General features: G+C 57.0%; 13 protein-coding genes. 2 read left to right on the top strand and 11 right to left on the bottom strand.

Annotated elements, in window-relative coordinates:
• Nucleotides 1-5: 5 nt before the first annotated feature.
• The 5 genes from ACR0BU_RS07830 to ACR0BU_RS07850 are packed head-to-tail and all read right to left on the bottom strand — an operon-like array spanning nt 6 to nt 5,533.
• Nucleotides 6-275, bottom strand: a complete 270-nt coding sequence (locus ACR0BU_RS07830) for a K+/H+ antiporter subunit F (protein WP_298936761.1) — start codon at nt 273-275, stop codon at nt 6-8.
• On the bottom strand, nt 272-769 hold the full coding sequence (locus tag ACR0BU_RS07835) for a Na+/H+ antiporter subunit E (RefSeq protein ID WP_299076530.1): 498 nt from the start codon (nt 767-769) through the stop codon (nt 272-274). The genes ACR0BU_RS07830 and ACR0BU_RS07835 overlap by 4 nt, the downstream gene beginning before the upstream one ends.
• Entirely contained in the window at nt 769-2,310 is a 1,542-nt protein-coding gene (locus ACR0BU_RS07840; RefSeq protein WP_480736719.1) for a monovalent cation/H+ antiporter subunit D, read from the bottom strand. The genes ACR0BU_RS07835 and ACR0BU_RS07840 overlap by 1 nt, the downstream gene beginning before the upstream one ends.
• Nucleotides 2,307-2,666, bottom strand: a complete 360-nt coding sequence (locus ACR0BU_RS07845) for a Na+/H+ antiporter subunit C (protein ID WP_120636239.1) — start codon at nt 2,664-2,666, stop codon at nt 2,307-2,309. Before ACR0BU_RS07845 ends, ACR0BU_RS07840 begins: the two co-directional genes overlap by 4 nt.
• Nucleotides 2,666-5,533, bottom strand: a complete 2,868-nt coding sequence (locus ACR0BU_RS07850) for a monovalent cation/H+ antiporter subunit A (RefSeq protein WP_480736720.1) — start codon at nt 5,531-5,533, stop codon at nt 2,666-2,668. Before ACR0BU_RS07850 ends, ACR0BU_RS07845 begins: the two co-directional genes overlap by 1 nt.
• A 222-nt stretch (nt 5,534-5,755) precedes the next feature.
• On the opposite strand from ACR0BU_RS07850, the gene ACR0BU_RS07855 reads away from it, so the two are divergent.
• Together ACR0BU_RS07855 and ACR0BU_RS07860 are read left to right on the top strand one after the other, a co-directional pair.
• A complete protein-coding gene (locus ACR0BU_RS07855; RefSeq protein WP_480736721.1) occupies nt 5,756-6,226 on the top strand; it encodes a rhodanese-like domain-containing protein in 471 nt (156 codons plus the stop codon).
• Entirely contained in the window at nt 6,226-7,038 is an 813-nt protein-coding gene (locus ACR0BU_RS07860; RefSeq protein ID WP_480736722.1) for a CE1 family esterase, read from the top strand. Before ACR0BU_RS07855 ends, ACR0BU_RS07860 begins: the two co-directional genes overlap by 1 nt.
• On the opposite strand, the gene mdoH is transcribed toward ACR0BU_RS07860, so the two are convergent.
• From mdoH to ACR0BU_RS07890, 6 genes are all read right to left on the bottom strand, one after another.
• Complete coding sequence (mdoH, locus tag ACR0BU_RS07865; RefSeq protein ID WP_480736949.1) at nt 7,039-8,910, bottom strand: glucans biosynthesis glucosyltransferase MdoH; 1,872 nt, start codon at nt 8,908-8,910, stop codon at nt 7,039-7,041.
• Nucleotides 8,907-10,406 carry an OpgD/OpgG family glucan biosynthesis protein gene (locus ACR0BU_RS07870; protein ID WP_480736724.1) on the bottom strand — a complete coding sequence of 500 codons (1,500 nt, stop codon included), beginning with the start codon at nt 10,404-10,406 and terminating at the stop codon, nt 8,907-8,909. Before ACR0BU_RS07870 ends, mdoH begins: the two co-directional genes overlap by 4 nt.
• Nucleotides 10,403-11,623, bottom strand: coding sequence for an OpgC family protein (locus ACR0BU_RS07875; protein WP_480736726.1), 1,221 nt, complete (start codon nt 11,621-11,623; stop codon nt 10,403-10,405). The genes ACR0BU_RS07870 and ACR0BU_RS07875 overlap by 4 nt, the downstream gene beginning before the upstream one ends.
• A gap of 29 nt (nt 11,624-11,652) precedes the next feature.
• Nucleotides 11,653-13,023 carry a tetratricopeptide repeat protein gene (locus tag ACR0BU_RS07880; RefSeq protein WP_298936752.1) on the bottom strand — a complete coding sequence of 457 codons (1,371 nt, stop codon included), beginning with the start codon at nt 13,021-13,023 and terminating at the stop codon, nt 11,653-11,655.
• 179 nt (nt 13,024-13,202) lie between these two features.
• Complete coding sequence (locus ACR0BU_RS07885; protein ID WP_480736727.1) at nt 13,203-14,387, bottom strand: CaiB/BaiF CoA transferase family protein; 1,185 nt, start codon at nt 14,385-14,387, stop codon at nt 13,203-13,205.
• Complete coding sequence (locus ACR0BU_RS07890) at nt 14,374-15,993, bottom strand: thiamine pyrophosphate-binding protein (RefSeq protein ID WP_480736729.1); 1,620 nt, start codon at nt 15,991-15,993, stop codon at nt 14,374-14,376. Before ACR0BU_RS07890 ends, ACR0BU_RS07885 begins: the two co-directional genes overlap by 14 nt.
• Nucleotides 15,994-16,062: the final 69 nt, after the last annotated feature.

Consider the following 16,062-nt stretch of genomic DNA (forward strand, 5'->3'; position numbering starts at 1 on the left):
AACCCTCACTCGATAATGTTGCCGCGCAGCATAAAGCGGGCATAGGCGACGGTTGAGACAAAACCCAGCATGGCAATGATCATGGCAGCCTCAAAAAATATTTCGGTGCCTTTGAACAGGCCGTACAGGATCATAAGGGCAATGGTGTTGATCACCATCGTGTCCAGCGCCAGAACTCGGGTACCAACCCCTTCGGCCGTGATGATCCGCCAGAGACACATGATGATCGCTGCCCCAAAACAGGCAAACGCAAAGTGTATGGCAAAACCCATCATTCGAAAATCTCCTTCAGACGACGTTCATAGCGCTGCTTGATCTGATCCCGCACGGCGTCCGGGTCTGAGGTGTCAAGACAGTGGACAAGCAGGTTATGTCCTTGCGCCGACAGATCACAACTGACCGTGCCAGGTGTCATCGTGATAGTGCCAGCCAGAACGGTGATCGCTTCGGGCGTGCGCAATTCCAGGGGGATACATACCCAGTTCGGCTGCCGGTCGGCGTCACGCTTGAACAGGATGATCTTTGCGACCGTGACATTGGCAACAACGATATCCCAAAGCACGACCAGCATGTATTCGATCACCATCGGCCAGTTGCGTAGTTTGGGACGGTCTGGCCAGTAGGGCTGGGTGACGAAGGGGATAATAATTCCCAAAATCAAGCCAAAGACCAGCGAGTTCAGCGACGGCGCGTTTGCCAGAAACAACCAGACAAGCGTCAGTAGAATCGTCAGTTGGGGGTGCGGGAAAATACGGCGCAGTAGTCTCATCACTCTTCACCTCCCAGTACGGCCGAGATGTAACGCTCGGGCGTGAACAATTGCTCTGCTGTCTTGCTTGTGTACTCCAAAGCGGGCCCGGCAAACAGGGTTAGCAGGATCAGACCCGCAACCGCACCGAAGACCGCCGTAAAGGCCAGGCCGGGTTGCGGTTCGGGGGCAGATCGCTCATCCGTTTTCTCCTCCTCTGGTGCGTCTTCCCCCGCATATTCGACATCGTGGCTCTTCCAAAAGATCAGCGAACCGGCACGTGCCAATCCAACGATGGTCACGAAGGATCCGACCAGGATCACAAACCAAACGGCGTTGGCGTTTGATGCATCGCGTGCGGCGTCCAAAACAAGCAGTTTACCAACAAAGCCCGACAACGGCGGCATCCCTGCCATCGCGATTGCGCCAACAAAGAACAGGGCCGCGACCAGTCCGCTTTGCGGCATCGGTGGCTTGGGTGTAATTGTACCGCCGCGGCGTTCCATCACCAGATCAGCAACCAGGAACAGCAACGCTGTCGCCAACGTCGAGTGGAAGATGTAGTACAGTGCGGCCGCAGCTGCTTCGGGCGTGAACAACGATATTGCGATCAGTAGCGTGCCCATTGAGGCGATGGCACAGAATGCCACCATGCGGGCAATATGCTGCGCACCAAGGATACCAATAGCCCCAACCGCAAGCGTCAAAATGGCAGCCGGTTGCAGCCAATCGCCGACCAGACCTTGCGTCGCTTCGACCTCGGGCCCGAAAGCCAGCGTGTACATACGCAAGATCGAATAGGCCCCGACCTTGGTCATAATCGCAAACAGCGCCGCCACAGGTAACGGCGCGTTGGCATAGCTTGCAGGCAACCAGAAATGCAGTGGCAGAACAGCGGCCTTGATACAGAAAACCAGCAACAACAGCACGGCACCAACCCGCAGAAGGGCGGTATCTTCGGGTGGTAACTCTGCCACACGCACGGCGATGTCGGCCATATTCAAGGTGCCCGTCACACCATAGAGCGTTCCCAAGGCGAACAGAAACAAGGTTGAACCCAACAGGTTGTAAGCGACATATTGAACGCCCGCCTTCAAACGCACCGACCCGCCGCCGTGGGTCATAAGTCCATAAGATGCGATCAGCAGAACTTCGAAGAACACAAACAGGTTGAACGCGTCCCCGGTCAGAAACGCTCCGCAGACGCCCATTAACTGGAAATGAAACAGCGCGTGGAAATGGTTGCCGCGCTGATCCCAGCCGGACCCAATCGCATACAGTACTATTGGCAAGGCCAGGAGTGCCGTTAGCAACACCATCATGGCCGACATCCTGTCCAGTACCATGACAATGCCAAACGGGGCGGGCCAGTCGCCCAATTCATAGACCTGGATGTCCCCGCCAGAAGCTTGCGCCGTGATCGTCAGCGCAATACCCAGCAATGCGACCACACCGGCGACCGAGAAGATGCGTTGCAGGTCCAGATGATATCGCAAGACCATGATGATAAACGGCGCAAGGATCGCGGGCAGGACGATCGGCGCAACGATCCAGTGGTTCATGCGTCTTCTCCCGGCGCGTCAACGCAGTCCTGCGCGGTCATGTCGATATGGTCATCCTTCGAAGACAGATAGGCGCTGAGCGCGATCATCACGATCACCGCCGTCATCCCGAATGAGATCACAATGGCCGTCAGCACAAGCGCCTGAGGCAGCGGATCGGTGTAAGGAACCTCTTCATATTTGTTCAGAACTGCGGGCGCATTCAGTGCCAGCCGTCCGGTCGCGAATAGAAAGACGTTCACCGCATAGGTGATCAACGACAGGCCCAAAATGACTGGAAATGTTCGGCGGCGCAGGATCAGGAAAATCCCGGCAGCGGTCAGAACGCCTACGGCAGAGGCTACGAGCGCTTCCATCAGACCTGCTCCTTCTCTTCTTCTTCCGGCGGATCATCCCGCAACGGATTAATGTCCATTGGGAATTCCTGTGCCATACCGGGTTGCCATGCAAACCTGGACAAGCTGTCCAGCGCCAGCATGACGGCACCCAGAACGGCCAGAAACACGCCGGTGTCGAACAACATCGCGGTGGCCCACTCGAATTCTTCCAGTGGAGGCCAGTTGATGTAGCCGAAATCGCTGGTCAGGAAGGGGCGTTCGTTGAACCACGCGCCCAAACCTGTCGCAGCCGCGATCAGAACACCCCAGCCGATTGTCCCATGGTAATAGAACCTTTGGCGTTCGATGGCCCAGGTATAGCCGCTGGCCATGTATTGCATCAGATAGGCTATGGCGACGATCAGCCCGGCAATAAAGCCGCCACCGGGTTGGTTGTGTCCACGGAAGAAGATGTAGGCCCCAACCATCAGCGCGATCGGCATCATCACGCGCGTTACCACAACCATCATCAGCGGATGCGCGTCGCCCGATTGTGGCCAATGAGGTTTGCGGTTCAGCAGATAGCCACGCACATTGGTGCTCAGCACAGATTCCGTCAGGGCGTAGATGATCAGCGCTGCGATACCCAGAACGATGATTTCGCCAAAGGTATCAAACCCCCGGAAGTCCACCAGGATCACGTTAACCACATTGGTGCCGCCGCCGCCTTTGTACGAGTTTGCCAGGTGGAAATCCGAGATCGTTGGAAATGCGAAGTCGCGCATCATGATCGCATAGATCAATGCGCCTGACCCGATCCCGGCAACAACTGAAATTGCGGCATCACGCCAGCGTCTTGCAGGGGCGCTGTCCCATGGAGTTTCGGTTGGCAAAAAGTTCAGCGACAACAAGAGAAGGATCATGGTAACCACTTCGACCGAAATCTGTGTTAGTGCCAAATCCGGCGCGGAAAGGTAGTTGAAGGCAATGGATACGATCAGGCCGACAACACCGATAAGAACCAGGGATAACAATCGGTTGCGGTGGAACCACATGATCCCAAGCGTCGCGCCGACCAGACAGATCCATCCGATGATCGGGATAATTTGGGCTGGTAGCGGGACGCGTGTTTCGATCCCAATTGTTCCAGTCGAATACGCGTAGTAGCCCAACCCGACAGTGAAGGTGACAAAGATGACCGCATATCGGCTGAGAACACCGTTGTGCAACTCGTCGGTTATCAGACGGCTGAGTCTGGTGAATGCGTCGATAATCGCCTCAAAGATAACTTTTGCTTCAGGGCGCGGCAGGGCGTTCCAGATCTGCTCACCGCGTCGATGCAGGGCAAGCAGGAACAAACCACCCAGCGTAGCAACGACCGACATGTACAGGGCTGGGGTGAAGCCATGCCACAGTTTCAGCGAGTAATACGGCAGCTTTTCACCGCCAATGACCGCGCTTGAGACAACGGCAACCAATGGGCCGACGATTGCGGCTGAGTAGAGACCAATAAGCACGACCAATATGACAAGAAAGGCCGGTGCCAGCCACAAGCCAACGGGCGGGTCATGCGGCTTTGCCGGATAGTCATCACGCTGAGGCCCAAGGAACACGTGGCTTACAAAGCGGAAGGAATACGCGGCTGAAAACACCGCAGCCAGAACTGCTAAACCTGGCACCAGATAATGTGAATTCAACCAAGTGGTATGAACGGTTTCCTCCAGCATCATTTCCTTTGACAGGAAACCGTTTAGAGGTGGCAGACCCGCCATCGACAATGCTGCAATTGTGCCAATGGTAAAGGTGATCGGCATCAGGTGACGCAACCCACCCAACCGCTTTACGTCTCGCGTGCCCGTTTCGTGGTCCACGATCCCCGCTGTCATGAACAGCGCAGCTTTGAAGGTCGCGTGGTTGATGATGTGGAACATAGCGGCAACGGCCGCAAACTTGGTGCCAAAGCCCAAAAGCATGGTCACCAACCCAAGGTGCGACACCGTCGAGAAGGCCAGAAGCGCTTTTAGGTCATCTTTGAACAGTGCAATCACCGCACCAAGCAACATCGTCACCAGCCCCGTTGTTGCAACGATGTAAAACCACGCATCCGTTCCGGCCAGGACCGGCCACATGCGCGCCATCAGGAACAGTCCTGCCTTCACCATCGTTGCCGAGTGCAGATAGGCCGAAACCGGGGTTGGAGCTGCCATCGCGTGCGGCAGCCAGAAATGAAAGGGGAACTGCGCGGATTTGGTGAAACAGCCCAGCAGGATCAGGATCAATGCAGGCATGTAGTGGGGCGATGACTGGATCAGCTCTTTGTTCTGCAAAATGATACTAAGGTCGTAGGACCCAACAATGTTACCCAGGATCAGCATCCCGGCGATCATCGCCAAGCCGCCACCGCCCGTCACAGCAAGCGCCATCCGTGCACCTTGCCGCCCTTCGGGCAGGTGTTTCCAATAGCCAATCAACAGAAAGGAACTCAGCGACGTGAGTTCCCAGAAGATAAGCAAAAGCAATATGTTGTCGGACAGAACGATCCCAACCATCGCACCCTGAAACAGCAGCAGATAGGTGTAGAACTGACCCATCGGATCTTCGCGCGACAAATAGAATCGGGCATAGAGAATGATCAGCAATCCGATGCCAAGGATCAGCAAGGCGAACAGGAACCCAAGTCCGTCCAGCATGAAGTTCGCATTCAGTCCCAGCCCTGGCATCCAGTCGAACCGAGCGGTGATCACCTCACCTCGCAAAACCGCCGGGCTATGGATCAACAAACCCATAAGCGCCAAGAAGGTGGTCAACCCTGCGGCCGAGGCTGCTGCGTTTCGTCCCGCCCGGATCAGGAGGGCTGGGAAAACAGCTCCGAGAAAGGGAAGGGCCGCGATGAGGAATAGGGACAAGTGCGATACTCCGGTCTGGGCGGTCTATGTGTTCTTGGTTTTCTAAGGATAATTTATTGACTGTCCAGATATTGCAAGTTTTTCACAGAGTTCTACGGCAATCTCTGGATCGGGTTTGCCCTGCGTAGTAATGACGCGAACTTGATCCGAGGGTCAGAATTCAGAGCAGAAATGACTCTCGGCCTGTGGTAGAACCGGCGCGGCAGATCAAAGGAAGATGACATGTCGGACAAGGTGAACCGGACCCGCAGGTGGGTTTTGCTTGGTGGTGCAGCCGCCATTGCGACCGGTTTTGCGATCCGGGAGTACCGCTTGATCCCGCAAGATTATGCGGGTGGTCAGTTGGATGTGGCCAAGGCCTACAAGCAAGCCCAATCCGGTGATATTTTATTGGTGGACATCCGCACCCCGCAGGAATGGCAGGCGACCGGAGTGGGTGACGGTGCGCACCCTTTGGATATGCGACGCGAGGACTTTGTCCAAGCGCTTGAGCGTCTTACCGACGGCAACCCTGAAACCCCCGTGGCACTGATTTGTGCACGAGGCGTGCGGTCGGCGCGGTTAAGCAACCAGCTGACCGTGGCAGGGTTCACAAACATCATAGACGTACCCGAAGGCATGCTGGGTTCGGCCGCAGGCCCGGGCTGGATGCGTGTTGGGCTTCCAGTCAAAAGTTACAAAGAGGACACATAATGCGCGCGAAACACTTGATGGCTTTGTGTTTTGCTTTTTCCGGGCAGGCGGCTGTGGCTGCGTGTGGCGCGGACGAAGGCACCTGTGACATTTCATCTGGCAGCTACCACATCGAATTACCGGACAGCGAAAACCCGCCATTGGTGATATTTTTGCATGGCTACGGTGGCAGCGGGTCCGGCACGATGAAGAACCGGAGCATGGTCGAACCGTTGCTGGCCCGGGGATACGCAGTGATGGCGCCGGAAGGGGCCGTTCGAAATGGCCGCCAAAGCTGGAACTTTTACGATGGATTTGGCGACCGCGACGAAAAAGTGTTTTTGACCGAGGCCGTTCAGGACGCGACGGACCGGTTTGGCATAGATGGCGACCGTGTGGTTCTTGGCGGTTTTTCGGCCGGAGCGTTTATGGTGAACTACCTGGCGTGCGCAGCGCCCGAAACCTTTTCGGCCTATGTGCCGGTGTCTGGCGGTTTCTGGCGGCCCCATCCTGAAACCTGCGGCGGACCCGTGCGGTTGTTTCACACTCATGGCTGGGTCGATAACGTAGTCCCGCTGGAAGGGCGGCTTCTGGGCGGCGGCCGCTACCATCAAGGAGATATCTTTGCTGGTTTGGAAATCTGGCGCGAAGCCAATGAATGCGTTGACACCAAGCCTGATGGTTTTGGGACAACCGATCAATTTATGCGCCGCAGGTGGACATGCGCTGACGGCGGTGCACTTGAATTCGCTTTGTTCCCGGGCGGTCATACCGTGCCCAATGGCTGGGCAGATATGATGGTCGACTGGTATGAAGGGCTGCCGGGCGGTTAGTTACTCCGCCGGTGTCATGACACCTTTACCATCCAGCAAACGTTTCAGTTCCGTCCGGTGACGGCGGGCTGAACGGGTGATGGCGGGTTCGTTAAAATCCTCGCGCATTCCGACCATATGCCGGGCCACACCGACGGACACGCCGCTTAGCGCTGACAATGGTATTGCCAGCGCAAGGCTGATCGCAATTGGGGCCAACCAGAACGATACCAGACCTGCCAGGATACCGGCGCTAAGTGCAACACCGATGATCGTTTCCAGCGCATGGCACAGGATCAATGTCCGCAGGCTATAGCTGCCGCCATCCCGTTCCTGCGGTTTCCAGCCTTTTTGAATGCCAAGCACAGTCCGAAAGACGGCAATCATCTGCTGCACCATCAGGATCGGCGCATAAAGCACCGACAGGATCACTTCGGCCAGAAACGAAGTGAAGAACCGACGCTTTCCACCAAAGTCGGAATAGCGCACGCCGCTGAGGGGCAGGGCCGCGACCCCCAGAACTTTGGGGGCAAGCAGCATCGCGTACATGACGAGAATGATCAAGACATGCCGCGTTTCGGTCATTTCTGGCCATTGCGGGAACATCGGGTTGTCAGGGCTGAAATAATGCAGGACCGAGGCGTCTTCGCCCTGACCGATCAATGCCCACATCACCAGCAGCGCAAACCACAGGGGCGACATCAGATATCCCACGGCTCCGTGGAACATGTGAAAACGTGACACCGAGCGGAATCCACGCGACCCGAGCAGTTTCAAATGCTGCAGGTTGCCCTGACACCAACGCCGATCTCGCATGGCATGATCAATGAGGGTTGGAGGTGTCTCTTCGTACGATCCACGAATACGCGGCAGAAAACGCACAGCCCATCCGGCACGGCGGAGCAGACCAGCCTCGACAAAGTCATGGCTCATTATCAGTTCTTCCTGCCCGTTGAAGGACCGGAGTTTGGGCAGCCCCGCACACGTTGCGAAGGCTTTGGTTCGGATGATGGCGTTATGACCCCAATAATTGCCTTCCTGGCCGCACCAGCGGGCCAGACCTTCGGCAAAGGCGATGCCGTAAACGCCGTTGGCGAATTGCTGCATGCGGGCGAAAACCGACTGCGCGCCGATCAGTTGTGGGTAGCTCTGGATCAGGCCTGCACCAGGATCACGTGCCAGCGAGTCGGTCAGGCGGGCAATGGCGCGGCCGGTCATCAGGCTGTCGGCATCCAACACCAGCATTGCATCCCAATCCGAGCCCCAGCGGCCGACCCAGTCGGCGATATTGCCGACTTTACGGTCTGTGTTTTGTTCGCGGCGGCGGTAGTACAATTCCAATCCTGGGGCCAACGTTGTGCGCAGCGCTTCGATGCTGGCTTGCTCCTGTGCGGCAATCTCAGGGTCACGTGTGTCCGAAAGGACAAACATGGCATAGTGATGCTGCCCACCTCGCGCCTGCAACTCCTCCAGCATGGTTCTGGCGTTGCCAAGCACGAACCATGGGACCTCGTTGTAGACCGGCATCAGCAAGGCCACGCGCAAGGCTTGTGGACGTCCCTGACGGGCCGGGCGCTCCTGACGAGACAACGAGACCATGCCCAGCAATACGGTGCAGACCGTGAACGAGATCCAGAAGAAGTTAAAAGAGATCAGCGCCAGAAGGACGGCTTCGATCAGATTGATCCCCTCGGCCCCGAACCAATCGGTCATGACCCAGAACAAACCGAGTGTCGCAGCCATTGCCGGTGAAAACGCCAATGCCCTCCAGAACCCGGCTGAGTGCCGACCGGTGCGCGACGGCACTTCGGCATCTCGGAACCCGGCGCGAAAATCTTGCGCGGGCATCGCCAAAGGAGCCTGTGGCGGCATGATATGCAGGTCGTGGCTCATGTCGTCCATCTGTACAACCAGACTTCTGACGCGGCTTGTTTGCCAAGCCTTAGTTGGGCGCGCAATTCGACGTGGTCGCGATCGCCGGGCTGGAACGAGAAGGCCAGTCGTAGGCCACCAGTGTCGGGGTTCCGCTGCAAGACGCCTTCCGAGGTTTCCACATGCGGTGATTGCACATAGATATTGAGCGCTTCGGGGTCTTCAAACAGTTCACTGGCCTCGAAATCGATAACGGCTAGACGCCCTTCACCAAAAGTGTTTTCGCCCATGGCGGTATTGATCACGCGGGGCATCGGCGTGCGCTGCGGTTCTTCACCCCAAATCAGGCTGTAGGATAGGTCCACTTGCTGACCGGGCACATAGGGTTCGGCCGGACGCCAATAGGCAACGATGTTGTCATAGATCTCCTGGTCAGCCGGGATTTCCACCAGCGTAACTGTGCCTTTGCCCCAATCGCCTTGCGGCTCGACCCACAGACTGGGCCGTTTGTGATATTGGGCTTCGAGATCGGCGTAATCGGAAAACGTGCGCTTGCGCTGCATCAGGCCAAAGCCTCGCGGATTTGTATCGACAAACGACGAAACCTGCAGGCGAGTTGGGTTTGCCAACGGGCGCCAGATCACTTCGCCCACGCCATTGCGGATCAGCAGCCCGTCGCTGTCATGCACAGCGGGGCGAAAGTCGTCGAACCGACCGTGATTGGTTTGATCGAACAGGAACATCGAGGTCCCCGGCGCGATTCCCACGTGATCCAGTTCAACACGAGGGAACAGGGTTGCTTCGATCTCCATCGTGCAATCTGCACCAGCGGTGACGTTAAACCGATAGGCGCCGGTCACACTGGGGCTGTCCATAAGGGCGTGCACAACCATATTGCGCTGGCCGGGCTCAGGACGTTCTAACCAGAAGCGGATGAATTCAGGAAATTCTTCACCATCCGGATCGCCGGTTTTCAGGGCGAGCCCACGGGCCGACAGGCCATAAACCTCGTGCAGGCCAATTGCACGGAAATAGCTTGCACCTTGGAACACACAGAACTCATCCGTTTTGCCGGGACGGTGCATTTCCGTCCGCAGGCGTAAGCCTGAGAATCCAAGCGTCTCATCCACGGGAAGCTGCGGCACTTCGTCGGATTTATCGAACATCTCCAGATCAAAGGCGACGGGTTTGGTCATACCGTTTTCGACGGTCGATACCTGAACGGTCCGCGGGAAGTAGAGACCGGGTGTGAAGAAATCGATGTTGAACGGCGTTTCGGTTTCAAACCAAAGCGCACGATCCAGCCGGAAACGGATAGACCTGTATTGTGGATACGTCAGATCCTGCCATTCCTGTGGAACCATTTCGCGTTCGGCAAAGGGACGACTGGCCAGATCGCGAGCCAGTGCTATGACGTCATTGCGGTTAAACGGCACCTCTCCGCCCGATGCAAAGGTCGCGGGCGCCAGAAACAGCGCGGAAGTTGAAGCCAAAAAAGCGCGACGAGTTAAATTCATTTCTTCGATTTCCAAGGCTGTGACTTAAACCACGCGGCCAAATAGGCCACGCCAATGATCATGGCAAAGCCAATCATGTTAGCGACGAACACGCTGGCAAAATCCCGCCCAGTTTGATCCAGAGCGACGCCAATCAGCCGAGCGGCGGCCATCGAGAACACAAACACCGCCAGCGATTGTTGACCCACCTTGGTGATCAGTGTCAGCACCACCTGCCAAGCGCGCGCGCCGACACTATCACCAGATGCAATCAGGCGGTGGCCGTGTTCACCCGCAATCACCCAACCCAGATAGGCGAGCGACAAGAAGTGCAGATAGCGGAACAAGCCGAACTCAGTCTTTCCACGGAATTCCTTGGTCATGGGCCAGATGTCTCGGATTTGCTCAGCCAGACCCGGTGCGGCAGATTGGACCCACAAGAAGACTTTCCACGATCCGAATGGCGCCGACAGGATCAGAAACAGCGCTGCTGCCCAGATCAGGGATTTTGAGACGGGTGGGGCAGGGATCCAGCCGCGCATGAAGGCGAAACCGGTGAAAAACAGCAATTGCCAGCCAAACGGGTTGAAAAACCATTGCCGGTCAGACCAAGGCTCGGCCGGAAGGGCCAGAATACCTGTTTGAGCGACCAGCCAGATCGCAACCGAGGTTGCGGCAACAGCCCAGAACCCACCCCGTGATAACGCCATGAACAACGGCATCATCGCCAGGACCACAAGATACATCGGCAGAATGTCAAAATAGTTCGGCACGTAAGTCAGGGTAAAAATGCCGACCATCTGAGGCAGCGGATCGTTGAAGAAATGCTGCAGGTTCAGGGATGAGACATAACTTTTTTCAAACAGGCCGGAATTGTCCAGCGCAGCCATGCTCATGGCGACAAAGAAAAACAGGCAGACATGCGCCCAGTAAACCTGCCAAATGCGGAACGCGACGCGGGCACTGCCCAGCAACCACCCCTTGCGCAGGAATGCGCCGCCAAAAGCGATCGCCGAGGCCATGCCCGAGCAGAACACAAAGATCTCGGTCGCGTCGGAAAAGCCGAACCGGGCGGGAATCCACTTGGCCCAGGGGTCATTCGGGATATGGGCGATCAGGATGATGAACATCGCGATGCCGCGATAGAAATCCAGGCGCGGATCGCGCACACGGGCGGTCGGGGCCACGGCCGACGCCGTAACCGGAGCAAAATCAGAAGCGGGCGATACAGTCGCCATACGGTTTCTGTCCTTCTTGGTCTTTTTTGTTATTCTGCGGGGACGCTATGTGCGTCATCGCTGTCGCGGGCCGCGTCGATCAGGGCGCGGCGCGCAAGTGCGTAATTGTCTTCGCCTCCAGCGCGTTTGGCGCGGCGGTCATCCAGGATACGTTCCACCGCCTCCAGACGACCTGCGCGCAGGCCCGAATCGATGGTTATGCGTTCGAATACATCGCGTTGGGCGTGGCTGCCACCGGCCAATTGCATCGATCCTCGGGCGTTCGACAAGAAGTCGAAGGCGGCGCCATATTGGCCGTCGCCAAACGCCTCTAACCCTTTGGCCGCTGCGACACCGGGATCGGACATACGGATAGGTGTATCCCCATGATTACGCCCGGCGTCTTTTTGAATACGTTGCAGCATTTTGCCCGTGGCCTCGGACCGGTTGTCGCCGGTCAAAGCCAGCAAATAGTGCAGGTCTGCAAAAATCAGACATCCGTCTTCGGTTCGTGCCGCACTCAGATCGGCCAGTTCTTCCCATCTATTGCCGACATCCACGCCTTCCAATTCCAGGCGTGAGAGCAACGATGTGGCGTTTGAAATGTCCCGATAATCGTCAGTCTTATCTCGGCGGATATGTTCGTCATACAGCTCTATCACGTTCTCCACCTGACCAAGATCCAGATGCATCAAAGCCTTGTGCCACCAGACGTGATAGCGAAAGTTGTTGCAATGCGCCCACGCGTCCTCGCGCCCGGCCAGCCAATCAAGGCCCAGCTTAGCGTTTCCGGTCATTTCATGGACATGTGCAACCGCGTGGAGTCCCCAAGCATCGTCAGACACCATCCAAAGAGCCTGACGACCTGCGATCTCGGCTTTTTCGTAGGCACCGGTTTCTTCCAGCGCAAAGGAATGACAGCCAAGCAAATACCCACGCCCGGCGTGGTCGGGCTCATAAGCGGGCATGACGCGCTCGATCGAGCGGCGCATACCCTCGGAATCGCCAAGTACGAACCGTGTCGCATGGCTGAGCTTCATGGCCAGCGTATCGTCGGGATGGGCACGCAAAATCTCTTCGAATTTCTGCACAGCTTGTGTAGGCAGGTCGGCCAGATACAGCTCTAACGCTTGGACATACAGCTTTTCACGCGCCGAGACTGGCTGTCGCTGCATTGCTGTATTGGCCGCCGCCAGTGCCTCACTAGCAACCGGTAGCATCTCGCGTCGGCCCAGCAGAACCATGAACAAGCCCTTGATCGCGTGACCCAGCGCGAAATCAGGTTCCAGTTCCAGTACTTTTCCCAAGTGCTGCGGCGTGACCGCAGCATGCGCCATGAACCCCAGCAGAACACCATTCCAGGCGTCGACACTTGCCGTCTGGGTCAGGGTGTTCATTTGTCCAAAAACGTCTTGTTTCATACTTGGGTCCAATCTCATTGCGACATTTGTCATTGTTCGATGTAACAGAGTGTGCAGGCGGCTCGTAACAGTATCGACCCTGCTCTCGAATTGGTGAAAACCCGTGTGTGTAAAAAACGAAAAAAACCGCCGATTCAACGGCATGTTTCAGCAAGTTGCCGCCTAAAGAGGCAAGTGTTTCAATCCTCGAACGGGTTTTCGGCGCTTAGAACACGATCTGTGTCCGCCCCAAAAACAGGCGGAGCATCACGGTATGTTACAGGCGTGCGCGACAGATTCAGGGGATTCCCAATCAATTGGACTTCGCCTGGTTGGGCCTGCATGGCGACTTGCATTTGTCGGGCCGTAACCTGCTCTGTTGAGAAAACCTGATCAAGCGTCTGTACTGGTCCGACAGGTACCTTCCGTGATTCGAGCTCTGAAATAACGGTGGTCGTACTGTGGTTTTTCAGGGCAGGGCGCAAAACAGCGTTCAATGCGTCCCTGTTTTCCAGTCGTGCGGGATTGGTGGCAAAGCGTGGATCATGCGCAAGCGCGTCTTGTTCAATAAACGCGCAGAACCGTTTAAATTGGCTGTCATTTCCAACCGCCAGAATGACGTGGCCATCGGCCGTTTCATAGACCTCATAGGGCACGATATTGGGATGCCCATTTCCGCGACGTTCGGGGACAGAGCCTGAGGTCAAGTAGTTCACGCCTTCGTTTATTAGCCAGGCCACTTGCGTATCGACCAAAGCCAGATCGATCTGTTGGCCCTCGCCGGTCAGATCGCGGTGGCGCAAGGCGGCTAGAATGCCAACGGCGGCGTACATGCCGCACATCACATCCGCGATGCCAACACCCACTTTCATCGGCGCGCCATCCGGATCGCCGGTCAGGGACATGATCCCACCATACCCCTGCGCCATCAGGTCATAGCCGGGTTTTCTGGCATTGGGGCCGGTCTGACCGTAGCCCGAGATTGAACAGTAAACGAGGCCGGGTAGATCATCCGCCAAGCTTTTGTAATCCAGCCCGTATTTCGCCAAGCCGCCGGGTTTGAAGTTTTCGATCAGGATATCTGCATGGGACGCCAATCGCTTGATTTCAGCCTGTCCTTCGGGCGTGGTGATGTCGATGGCCACGGATTTCTTGTTGCGGTTGGCTGACATGAAATACGCGCTCAGATCCGAGCGGTTGCCATCGGCGTCTTCAACATAAGGCGGTCCCCATTGACGGGTATCGTCGCCGCCTGTGGCCGGGTTTTCGATCTTGATGACGCTGGCGCCCAGATCGCCCAACAATTGCGTGCAAGTCGGCCCGGCCAAAATGCGAGAGAGATCCAGAACCTTGACGCCCTTCAGTGGCCCATCAGATGCGGCCATCGTAACCTCCTCGGTCAATTTCCGCGGCGATGACGGTAAAGCGGTCGGCTGCCTGGGCTGCGTCCAGTGCGGCCCGCAGTTCCTGGCGGTTGTGCACGGTGTGACCGTAGCCGCCAAGCGCGCGACCTAGGGCGGCAAAGTCATGACGATCAAAATCAACACCGCGATTGCCCATCTGCCTTTGGCGCTGCTTCAGCTCGATAAGAGCGAGGCTTGCGTCGACAAAGACCAGAAAGATCGGGTTGCCACCGAACTCAGACGCTGTCGATAGCTCTCCGGCGACCATAAGGAACCCGGCATCGCCGGAGAAACTGATGACTGGGCGCTGGGGCTCAACCAATTTCAGGCCGATCGCCATCGGCACTGCACAGCCCATGGTGCACAATGCAGACGATTGGATCAGGCCGCGCGCCTCGCTACAGTTCCACATCTGACTCAGCAGGATGCGGTGCGCGCCGCTGTCGGCCGTTGCAAGCGTTTCAGCAGGCAGAGCGGCCCGTGTTTCCGCAATAACTGCGGCAGGCCCCCATTCATCATCCGTCGGGAAAACCCGAGCCAATGCGGTTTTGACCTGATCGGGTTCACTATTGGGCCAAGTCGCCCGGGCAGGATTTCCTTTGGCAATTGCTTCAAGGGTTGCGCCGGTGTCAGCCACCAGATTCAATCCCGCCTGATGCATATAGTGATCGTTCATCACCGCAGAAATATCGATCACGCGCGTTTCTTCAGGATCCCAGATTTCACGCCAGCCGGGGCGCATTTCGATTGGATCATAACCAAGACAAAGAACCAGATCGGCCTGCTCCACCAAGGGGACAAGATGTTGATCCGCCAAAGGTGACAACCCGGCCCCGCCAAGACACAGGGGATGATCCTCAGGCACCACGCCTTTGGCTTTGTACGTTGTCACGAAAGGGATGCCGAAATGTTCCAAAAACGCCTGAACAACGCTGCTCGATCCGTCATACAAAACGTCCAGACCAACAATGGCAAAGGGGCGTTCTGCCTCGGCCACCCAGCGTCGGGCTTTTTCAAGACAATTGCCCTCAGGCCCGACGGCCGCGGCTTTCGCCAATCTGCGCCGTTTCGGCGAACTGACGCGCGTATCCGCAACCGAGATTGGGACATCAATATGAACCGGACCGGGCCGACGCTGTGTGGCGAGCGACACGGCCTTGTCCGCAACGATATCTGCGCCCTCGGCGGTCAACAGGAATGTGCCTTTGGTGATCGAACGGTAAACCTGGCTGTGATCCATGACCTGATGGGTGTAAGTCAGCGCCTCATCCGCCTCGACACACCCAGTCAGAACGATCATGGGCACACGGTCCTGCAGCGCATTGGCAACCACGTTGATGCCATTCATCGCGCCGGGGCCAAGCGTGGCCACAAGGATTGCAGGCGCACCGTCGCGGTGATGCACAGCCTCGGCCATGAAACCGGCGGCGTTTTCATGTTTGGTCAGATGAAACGTGATTCCAGCCTGTTCCAGCGCATCAACCAAAGTCAGAACTTCACCACCCGGCATGCCAAATGCGTGGCGGCATCCGGCCTCGTAAAGGCGTTGGGCCAGAAGATCAGCCGCGCGGGGAGGGGTGTCCTGCATCAATCGTGCTCCGAATTACTCAATGTGACGCAGATTGCGGAGGACGCACCCGGACGCAAGGCGGATCAC

The organism is Ruegeria sp. CK2, assembly GCF_056536585.1.

What these genes read in the sequence shown, in the direction of transcription:
- ACR0BU_RS07885 (WP_480736727.1), bottom strand. Translation starts at nt 14,387, where the DNA reads ATGGCCGCATCTGATGGGCCACTGAAGGGCGTCAAGGTTCTGGATCTC.
- ACR0BU_RS07890 (WP_480736729.1), bottom strand. Translation starts at nt 15,993, where the DNA reads ATGCAGGACACCCCTCCCCGCGCGGCTGATCTTCTGGCCCAACGCCTT.
- ACR0BU_RS07845 (WP_120636239.1), bottom strand. Translation starts at nt 2,666, where the DNA reads ATGGAAGCGCTCGTAGCCTCTGCCGTAGGCGTTCTGACCGCTGCCGGG.
- ACR0BU_RS07860 (WP_480736722.1), top strand. Translation starts at nt 6,226, where the DNA reads ATGCGCGCGAAACACTTGATGGCTTTGTGTTTTGCTTTTTCCGGGCAG.
- ACR0BU_RS07830 (WP_298936761.1), bottom strand. Translation starts at nt 275, where the DNA reads ATGATGGGTTTTGCCATACACTTTGCGTTTGCCTGTTTTGGGGCAGCG.
- ACR0BU_RS07870 (WP_480736724.1), bottom strand. Translation starts at nt 10,406, where the DNA reads ATGAATTTAACTCGTCGCGCTTTTTTGGCTTCAACTTCCGCGCTGTTT.
- ACR0BU_RS07855 (WP_480736721.1), top strand. Translation starts at nt 5,756, where the DNA reads ATGTCGGACAAGGTGAACCGGACCCGCAGGTGGGTTTTGCTTGGTGGT.
- ACR0BU_RS07880 (WP_298936752.1), bottom strand. Translation starts at nt 13,023, where the DNA reads ATGAAACAAGACGTTTTTGGACAAATGAACACCCTGACCCAGACGGCA.
- mdoH (WP_480736949.1), bottom strand. Translation starts at nt 8,910, where the DNA reads ATGAGCCACGACCTGCATATCATGCCGCCACAGGCTCCTTTGGCGATG.
- ACR0BU_RS07875 (WP_480736726.1), bottom strand. Translation starts at nt 11,623, where the DNA reads ATGGCGACTGTATCGCCCGCTTCTGATTTTGCTCCGGTTACGGCGTCG.
- ACR0BU_RS07835 (WP_299076530.1), bottom strand. Translation starts at nt 769, where the DNA reads ATGAGACTACTGCGCCGTATTTTCCCGCACCCCCAACTGACGATTCTA.
- ACR0BU_RS07840 (WP_480736719.1), bottom strand. Translation starts at nt 2,310, where the DNA reads ATGAACCACTGGATCGTTGCGCCGATCGTCCTGCCCGCGATCCTTGCG.